Here is a 6,000-nt window from a genome sequence, read left to right as displayed (position 1 = left end):
GAGATTTCCCAGTATGTAAGACCCCTTGTAGACGACGAGGTAGATAGGTTCGGGGTGGAAGCGCGGCAACGTGTGGAGCTGACGAATACTAATCGGTCGAGGGCTTATCCAAGCAAGCTTCCGCAAGGGAGCAGCAGCAGCTATATAGAGTTAGAGCTTCAGCGAGCTCATTTCGCATCCAGTTTTCAAGGCGCAAGCCGCCTTGAAAGAGAAAGACCGGTGTATCTTGGCAGATACATCACAAGCCGTTTGGTGATGATGGCGGAAGGGAAGCACGCGTACCCATCCCGAACACGAACGTTAAGCCTTCCAGCGTCGATGGTACTTGGACCGCAGGGTCCTGGGAGAGTAGAACGTCGCCAAGCAAAAATACAAGTATGCCCATTCTAGGGTGAGCATACTTGTAAGTTTCTTATGAGGGCCCTTAGCTCAGCTGGTTAGAGCGCACCCCTGATAAGGGTGAGGTCGGTGGTTCGAGTCCACTAGGGCCCACCAGATAGATTAAATATGCCTTGGGGCCATAGCTCAGCTGGGAGAGCGCCTGCCTTGCAAGCAGGAGGTCAGCGGTTCGATCCCGCTTGGCTCCACCAATTCTTGTTTTTACATTCTGGCCCGTTGGTCAAGGGGTTAAGACACCTCCCTTTCACGGAGGTAACAGGGGTTCGAATCCCCTACGGGTCATTCTTTATCCCATGGAGGCTTAGCTCAGCTGGGAGAGCATCTGCCTTACAAGCAGAGGGTCGGCGGTTCGATCCCGTCAGCCTCCACCACGATTTGCCGCTGTAGCTCAACTGGTAGAGCAACTGACTTGTAATCAGTAGGTTGGGGGTTCAAGTCCTCTCGGCGGCACCATGTTTTATGGAGGCTTAGTGAAGTGGCTAAACACGGCAGACTGTAAATCTGCTCTCATCGAGTTCGGTGGTTCGAATCCATCAGCCTCCACCACTTTTTTATTCCCTGATAGCTCAGTTGGTAGAGCACTCGACTGTTAATCGAGTTGTCACAGGTTCGAGTCCTGTTCGGGGAGCCATTATGGAGGCTTAGCTCAGCTGGGAGAGCATCTGCCTTACAAGCAGAGGGTCGGCGGTTCGATCCCGTCAGCCTCCACCATAATTGATTTACTGACGCGGGGTGGAGCAGCCCGGTAGCTCGTCGGGCTCATAACCCGAAGGCCGCAGGTTCAAATCCTGCCCCCGCAACCAATTTTCTTTACTGTGGAGCCGTGGTGTAGAGGCCTAACATGCCTGCCTGTCACGCAGGAGACCGCGGGTTCGAATCCCGTCGGCTCCGCCATTTTTCTATTGCATGGGTTTTGATTTTGGCGGTCGTGGCGAAGTGGTTAACGCACCGGTTTGTGGATCCGGCATTCGAGGGTTCAATTCCCTTCGACCGCCCCATTTTTAACCCATTGGGGATTAGCCAAGCGGTAAGGCAACGGACTTTGACTCCGTCATGCCTAGGTTCGAATCCTAGATCCCCAGCCATTTTGTTTTGAGCCATTAGCTCAGTTGGTAGAGCACCTGACTTTTAATCAGGGTGTCGTAGGTTCGAGTCCTACATGGCTCACTTTTAATTTTTATATGCGGTTGTGGTGGAATGGCAGACACGCTATCTTGAGGGGGTAGTGGGCGTAAGCTCGTGGAGGTTCGAGTCCTCTCAACCGCACCATCTAACAAAATATGCGGTCGTGGCGGAATTGGCAGACGCGCTAGATTCAGGTTCTAGTGGTGTAACAGCCGTGGAGGTTCGAGTCCTCTCGACCGCACTACCTGCGGAAGTGGCTCAGCGGTAGAGCATCGCCTTGCCAAGGCGAGGGTCGCGGGTTCGATTCCCGTCTTCCGCTCCATTTTCAACAAATTAAGGCGCCATAGCCAAGTGGTAAGGCAGAGCTCTGCAAAAGCTTTATCCCCAGTTCGAATCTGGGTGGTGCCTTACTTTTATGTTCCCTTAGCTCAGCTGGATAGAGCGTTTGACTACGAATCAAAAGGTCGGGAGTTCGAATCTCTCAGGGAACGTTCGGCGGGATGTAGCTCAGCTTGGTAGAGCACCTGGTTTGGGACCAGGGGGTCGCATGTTCAAATCGTGTCATCCCGATAAGATGTGAGGAAGAGTCCATAGTGATATGGGCTCTTCCTTTTTTTGTTTTACGGATATGGTCAGAGCGCGACCTAGCAACGCACATGTAGGGAAAGGCGTGCCATACGGGTACATGATCCTACGAACCGTGGGGCCCGATAAGCAGAAACATAATCATAATAATTGTAGGATCCGCCGAAAAGAGGGGAGGGGCTTCATCAACTTACTGGTGATTGAACATGAATTAGTGAAATATTATAGGCTGATTAGCACATTCTATTGTTCTGTTTTGTAATAAAGCAAGCGTATCCATTTTTGTGGAGATTTCTTCCCTGTGGTATGATGGGAATAAAAGTAACTTCAAAAAAACCGTGGTGATGGGATGAAAAGCACCAGCCGCTACTACCGCATCGGGGTCATTACCTCAATGTGTATCCGATTTTTTTACGAAATTTGGAAGTTTGAACGTACGAAAGAGCGGCTCGACGATCCTGAAGTTGGCCGGGAGGCCCTGCTTCGCAAGCAGGCAAGGGAATACCGTGAAACAGCGCTCCGTTTGGAAGGGCTCCTGATCAAGGTGGGCCAGTTCCTCAGTACCCGTGCCGACCTTCTGCCGCCTGCCTTCACCCGGGAATTGGCGGACCTTACGGATCAGGTAGCTCCTGTACCGTGGGAAGCGGCTCGAGCTGTGTTAGCTTCCGAATGGGGCGGCGCGCCCGAAGATGTGCTGCCAACCCTCAGCCCACAGCCGATAGCATCCGCATCTATTGCAGTGGTGTACCGGGCTGAATTGCCGGATGGACGGGCCGTAGCGGTGAAGGTACAGCGTCCGGGGATCCGATCGGTTATAGAAGCCGATTTTCAGGCCGCAAGATTGGTCATGGGCATGGCAAAGCGGTTTACGGGCTGGGGCAAGTCGTTCGATCTCGACAGGCTCTACCGAGAGACCGTGGATATTGTGTCGAAGGAGCTGGATTTTCTTCAAGAGGCAGAGCATGCCAAGCGTTTTGCTGAGAGCATTCAAGGCGATAGCAGAATACGTGCGCCAAGGATCCATGAAGAGCTGACGACCCGGCGTGTGCTGGTTATGGAGTGGGTGGACGCGAGGCCCATCACGGATGCATCCCTATACCAAGTGCACGGGGTGGACCGCGGCGATGTGGTTCGGAGATTAGCCGCATCCTTCTTGCGGCAGGTGGTTGTAGATGGATTTTTCCATGCGGATCCTCATCCGGGGAATGTCCGTCTCCAACCGGACGGTACGCTCGTGTACTTGGATTTTGGAATGATGGGTACAATCTCCAAGGAGCAGCGGCGATACCTGCTGGAGCTCGTCCAATCGCTGGTGCTGCAGAAATACAGCGTGGTCGTAACCGTACTCGAGAAGCTGCGCTTTATTCGGCCCGGAGCGGACCGGGAAGGATTAGCCCGCAGTCTTGCCACGGCCATGCATCTTTACCTTGGCAAAAGCTACCCTTCCTTCGACGACGAAGCCGTCCAAGACCTGCTCTCCGACATACGCCGGTTCGTGTCGGCCGAATCCATCCAGCTGCCGGCTGAGTTTGCCTTCATGGGCAGGGCAGCAAGTGTGGTGACGGGGGTAATTGCTATGATCGAGCCAGATGTCGATTACCTCGAGATCGGCCAGGAAGTCGTGGCTCCCCTGTTGCAGGAGGGAGGAGAAGAGGAGGTCGGTAAGGCTGTGTGGAAGCCTCTTGCGGCGGAAGCTCTGGATATTGCTCGATCTCTTGGGGAGCTGCCCCGAATGCTTGATTCATGGATGCAGCTTAGAGTCCGCCGTGAACAGCAGCTGCTCGATGAGCGGAAGTATAGGCTGGGAAGAGCGCACTACGAGAGAAAGCAGAGGGCAGCCGGCAAGGTGTCGGGGGTGCTCTGGGCGACCGCAATCCTGCTGTATTTCTTCGATTCCCGGCTCACCGGGGGGACGGTGGCGGGACTCTCGCTGCCCTTCGTTGCATATCATATGTATCTGGAGCGAAAGTTGGACCGGCTCTATGCCGGGAAATCCCAAAACAGAGAGGATGGGAATCCATGACGGACGAAAAAGCGTACGAACAGCCGCGGGAGGAAGAAGTACAAAAGCAGTTTGTAGAGAAGGCCGAGGGCTTTGAGTTTAAAGTGGAAGGGCTCAAAGACGGTTACCGGTTCACGGTAAAGGGCGAGGAAGAGCAAGTGAAGCAGCAGCGCCGCGTGGGCGCGTCATTCGTAAACTTCGTACGTCAAGCAGATAAAGCAGGCTGGCGGCTGCCTTGGTTTTTACGAGTGCTGCTCTCATTCTGGGGCAAATACAAATAATCGCTAATGAGATTTGGTGGAAAGTTCGAAAGAAAAACAGACGTGGACTATCCGATTATTGGATGCAGGGTGGGGGCCGTATGGCGGATTTTGACAAGGAGCTGCAATGGGTAGAGGACAGCAAGGAAGAAATCATTACGCGCTGGTACGCTATGCTCTGCAAGGATGTTCCTGAATATTACGATTCCGAAGAACTGCGCCGGCAAGCGGAATTTTATTTTAGTTACATGATTGATCTTCAGATCCCTGTCCAGGAGCATGAACTGAACAACCGAGTTCCCATTTGGTCCCGTAATTTGGTTGAGAAGGGGATGCCGTTCCATCATATTTTTCAGAGCACCTCGTATTGGAGGAAAGCGGTCCTTGATATTCTTGACAGCGAAAAAGGCTTGGAGTTTCAGCGGCCGCTTCCTTTCCTGACTGTGATCACGAGTAGAATCGACTATCTGCAAGAGCTTGTCTGCAGCCATTATATGGAGCGAACCAGCGCAAAGCTGAAAGAAAAGGAACGCGCGCTCACGCAGCTCCATGACGACCGGCTGAATCTCATCGGCAAGATGGCGGCAAGCATGGCCCACGAAATCCGGAACCCGCTGACCTCCATCAAGGGATTCCTGAAGCTCATCCGGGAAAGCTTGGCTACGGAAGAAAGCTCGGACAAAATCCAGCGCTACCTGAGTGTGGTGGAAAATGAATTCGAGAATATCAATATGCAGATCACCGGCTTCCTCAGCTTCTCAAAGAAACGGGTGATCGAGGAACCGATTGTGCGTCTTACCGCCAGGCAGCTCCTCGACTCCGTCGTCTCCCTGCTTAATCCCAGATTCCTGAGCGAGAATGTCAGCTTGATCATAGATCTCGAAGAGCATGCCGCCCTGCATATTCAGAAGGTAGCCGTGCAGCAGGTGATCTCCAATGTTATCAATAACGGTCTCGATGCCATGGAGGAAGTGAAATATGAGAAAGAGATGCATATTTGCGGATACAGCCGGCCCGGTTGTTATATTATGGAAATATCGAATAATGGACCTGAGGTGAATCCACGTATCCTCGACGAACTCTTCGAGCCTTTTGTAACGGACAAGGAAGAGGGGACCGGGCTGGGGCTGGCGGTCTGCAAGACCATCATGCAGAAGAACGGCGGGGAGATCGGCTGCGTAACGGGACCGAAGCGGACAACGTTCCTGCTTACCTTCCGGACGCAGAGCAGGGAGCACGGAAACAGCAGCGCCGTGTGAGGCAGGGAGGCGTTTATCGCGAGCTTCCGCTTTCCTCCGAAGTTGTTGCCGAGCCAGCGCAGCACCGCCGAGGCAGGCTGTAGTGTGTTCCCGCCCGATGGACCGGACGGGGGCATTCTTCCTTATTTAAGCTTTTCCTTTGGTCAGGATGCAGGGGACGCCTTTGCCGAGGGCTCCGGGCTGTGACATGGCCTGCAGATAACGGATACCGCGCTCGCACTTGCGGCACCGGGCACATACGTCCGAGGTGACCACCTTCATCATGAACTGCGTCTTATCGATGGAGGAAGCCGGTGTATTCTTTTTGGCTTTACTGTTCTTGGCCTTGCTCACGTCATTCATCTCCCCCGCCTTGGATGATGCATCATAT

The 6,000-nt window shown here is 53.5% G+C and carries 4 protein-coding genes, 19 tRNA genes and 2 rRNA genes; 24 read left to right on the top strand and 1 reads right to left on the bottom strand.

The window, feature by feature from the left end; genetic code table 11:
• The 24 genes from O9H32_RS32505 to O9H32_RS32390 all read left to right on the top strand — a co-directional run.
• Positions 1-112 (top strand): 23S ribosomal RNA (locus tag O9H32_RS32505); the annotation flags it as partial.
• 136 nt (positions 113-248) lie between these two features.
• A 5S ribosomal RNA gene (rrf, locus tag O9H32_RS32500) occupies positions 249-365 on the top strand.
• Between the two features lie 53 nt (positions 366-418).
• Positions 419-495 (top strand) — tRNA-Ile (locus O9H32_RS32495).
• A 19-nt stretch (positions 496-514) separates the two neighbouring features.
• Positions 515-590, top strand: a tRNA-Ala gene (locus O9H32_RS32490).
• Positions 591-609: 19 nt separating this feature from the next.
• Positions 610-681 (top strand) — tRNA-Glu (locus O9H32_RS32485).
• Positions 682-694: 13 nt separating this feature from the next.
• Positions 695-770, top strand: a tRNA-Val gene (locus O9H32_RS32480).
• Positions 771-776: 6 nt separating this feature from the next.
• Positions 777-852: transfer RNA gene (locus O9H32_RS32475), tRNA-Thr, on the top strand.
• Between the two features lie 8 nt (positions 853-860).
• Positions 861-945 (top strand) — tRNA-Tyr (locus tag O9H32_RS32470).
• Positions 946-954: 9 nt separating this feature from the next.
• A tRNA-Asn gene (locus O9H32_RS32465) sits at positions 955-1,030 on the top strand.
• A 4-nt stretch (positions 1,031-1,034) separates the two neighbouring features.
• Positions 1,035-1,110 (top strand) — tRNA-Val (locus O9H32_RS32460).
• Between the two features lie 15 nt (positions 1,111-1,125).
• Positions 1,126-1,202: transfer RNA gene (locus O9H32_RS32455), tRNA-Met, on the top strand.
• Between the two features lie 14 nt (positions 1,203-1,216).
• Positions 1,217-1,293 (top strand) — tRNA-Asp (locus O9H32_RS32450).
• Positions 1,294-1,321: 28 nt separating this feature from the next.
• A tRNA-His gene (locus O9H32_RS32445) sits at positions 1,322-1,397 on the top strand.
• Between the two features lie 12 nt (positions 1,398-1,409).
• Positions 1,410-1,484 (top strand) — tRNA-Gln (locus O9H32_RS32440).
• Between the two features lie 9 nt (positions 1,485-1,493).
• Positions 1,494-1,566 (top strand) — tRNA-Lys (locus tag O9H32_RS32435).
• A gap of 16 nt (positions 1,567-1,582) precedes the next feature.
• Positions 1,583-1,668, top strand: a tRNA-Leu gene (locus O9H32_RS32430).
• A gap of 13 nt (positions 1,669-1,681) precedes the next feature.
• Positions 1,682-1,765: transfer RNA gene (locus O9H32_RS32425), tRNA-Leu, on the top strand.
• Between the two features lie 6 nt (positions 1,766-1,771).
• A tRNA-Gly gene (locus O9H32_RS32420) sits at positions 1,772-1,846 on the top strand.
• 15 nt (positions 1,847-1,861) lie between these two features.
• Positions 1,862-1,932, top strand: a tRNA-Cys gene (locus tag O9H32_RS32415).
• Positions 1,933-1,941: 9 nt separating this feature from the next.
• A tRNA-Arg gene (locus tag O9H32_RS32410) sits at positions 1,942-2,015 on the top strand.
• A gap of 5 nt (positions 2,016-2,020) precedes the next feature.
• Positions 2,021-2,094: transfer RNA gene (locus O9H32_RS32405), tRNA-Pro, on the top strand.
• Between the two features lie 364 nt (positions 2,095-2,458).
• Positions 2,459-4,132, top strand: coding sequence for an ABC1 kinase family protein (locus O9H32_RS32400; protein WP_269870219.1), 1,674 nt, complete (start codon positions 2,459-2,461; stop codon positions 4,130-4,132).
• Positions 4,129-4,392: a hypothetical protein gene (locus O9H32_RS32395; protein ID WP_269870218.1), complete on the top strand. Its 264-nt coding sequence runs from the start codon at positions 4,129-4,131 to the stop codon at positions 4,390-4,392. The genes O9H32_RS32400 and O9H32_RS32395 overlap by 4 nt, the downstream gene beginning before the upstream one ends.
• A gap of 80 nt (positions 4,393-4,472) precedes the next feature.
• The gene (locus tag O9H32_RS32390) at positions 4,473-5,630 is read left to right on the top strand and encodes a sensor histidine kinase (RefSeq protein ID WP_269870217.1); all 1,158 of its coding nucleotides are present in this window, start codon (positions 4,473-4,475) and stop codon (positions 5,628-5,630) included.
• A gap of 126 nt (positions 5,631-5,756) precedes the next feature.
• Here the strand turns inward: O9H32_RS32390 and O9H32_RS32385 are convergent, their stop codons facing one another.
• Complete coding sequence (locus O9H32_RS32385; RefSeq protein WP_269870216.1) at positions 5,757-5,972, bottom strand: hypothetical protein; 216 nt, start codon at positions 5,970-5,972, stop codon at positions 5,757-5,759.
• Between the last annotated feature and the right edge of the window lie 28 nt (positions 5,973-6,000).

The sequence above is a fragment of the Paenibacillus caseinilyticus genome, assembly GCF_027533645.1.
GTDB lineage: Bacteria > Bacillota > Bacilli > Paenibacillales > NBRC-103111 > Paenibacillus_G > Paenibacillus_G caseinilyticus.
Note: the sequence above shows the minus strand (reverse complement) of the source record. Positions and strands in the feature narration are given on the sequence as shown.

Coding starts and splice junctions, on each gene's coding strand:
- O9H32_RS32385 (WP_269870216.1), bottom strand. CDS start 5,972: ATGAATGACGTGAGCAAGGCCAAGAACAGTAAAGCCAAAAAGAATACA.
- O9H32_RS32400 (WP_269870219.1), top strand. CDS start 2,459: ATGAAAAGCACCAGCCGCTACTACCGCATCGGGGTCATTACCTCAATG.
- O9H32_RS32390 (WP_269870217.1), top strand. CDS start 4,473: ATGGCGGATTTTGACAAGGAGCTGCAATGGGTAGAGGACAGCAAGGAA.
- O9H32_RS32395 (WP_269870218.1), top strand. CDS start 4,129: ATGACGGACGAAAAAGCGTACGAACAGCCGCGGGAGGAAGAAGTACAA.